Source organism: Janibacter hoylei PVAS-1 (assembly GCF_000297495.1).
In the GTDB taxonomy this organism is placed as follows: Bacteria; Actinomycetota; Actinomycetes; order Actinomycetales; family Dermatophilaceae; genus Janibacter; species Janibacter hoylei.
The window spans coordinates 1-1,100 of the sequence record NZ_ALWX01000103.1 but is presented as its reverse complement, the minus strand read 5'-3'; the positions used below and the strand labels follow the sequence as shown (position 1 = coordinate 1,100).

Genomic DNA, 1,100 nt, shown 5'->3' with positions numbered 1-1,100 from the left:
CCGGTAGACCTCGCCTTCGGCGAGGTCTACCGGCGCCACCGTGACCGCATGTGGGCCGTCGCGGTCGGCGTCTGCGGCGACCGCGAGCTGGCCGCCGAGGCCGTCCAGGAGGCTTCGTGTCGGCCTTCCGTCGGGCCGACTCCTTCCGCGGTGACGCCCAGGTCACGACCKCGCCGGTAGACCTCGCCGAAGGCCTCTCGGTCACCGGCGACGTGGCGCCGCAGGAGGATCCGGTCGTCGACCTCGTCGAGGGGCGTGGTCGTCATCGTGTCAGCGGACGGTGACTTCGCCGAGGCTGGCGCGATAGCGGCCGTCGTCGGAGGGAGCGAGGGAGGTGAACCAGATGGTCACGTACTGCGCCGTGACCTCGGACTGCGGCTCGAGGACGACCTGGCCGGTGCGGCCCTCGGTCTTGCCGATCTCGGTGCCGGAGTTGGTCGCCTGGTCGCCGGCGTAGACGGTCGCCTGGGCGCTGGTCGGCAGGTCGAGGGTGACAGAGCTGATCTTCTGCGCCTGGCCGAGGTCGACGGTGATGCCGACGCCCTGCTTGACGCCGCCGAAGGTCTCGCTGTTGTAGCCCTCGGTCGTCCACACGGTCTGCGGGCTGCCGTCGTAGACGCGCTGCACCTCGGCGTTGTGCTCCACCCCGTCGCCGGGGGGCGGGTCGAAGCCCGCGGCGTTGATGATGCCGAAGGGTTCGCCGCTGCCGTCGCCCTCACTGCCGGAGTCGGAGGACTGGGTGGTCTGGACGGCGGTCGTCTCGTCGCCACCGAGGATCTTGCCGAGATCGGTGCCGGAGCCGATCCGCGAGGAGCCGAGGCCACCGATGACGCACGCGACGAGCACGAGGCCCGCCATGAGGGCGAGCACGAGGTTGGACTGGCTGCGGCTCGGCGGCGCACCGGCCGAGGCGGGCAGCAGCGGGGCCGGGGCCTCGAGCTCGGCGGTGACGGGCGCGGCGCCGAGCGAGCTGCGGGTGCGCTGGTCCTTGCGGATGGCCTCACGGCGCTGGCGGGCGTCGTGGATCGCCTCCTTGGAGCGGTCGCCGGCGGTGCGTGCGGCCTTGCCGAGGCGGTCGCCGATGACCTTGCCCCCGGCGC

Annotated in this window: 2 pseudogenes; one reads left to right on the top strand and one right to left on the bottom strand. The window is 72.9% G+C overall.

From position 1 onward, the window contains the following. Window positions 1-170, top strand: a pseudogene (locus B277_RS19365) (sigma factor); the annotation flags it as partial. Between the two features lie 100 nt (window positions 171-270). Here the strand turns inward: B277_RS19365 and B277_RS18075 are convergent. After that, window positions 271-1,100 (bottom strand): annotated as a pseudogene (locus B277_RS18075) (hypothetical protein); the annotation flags it as partial.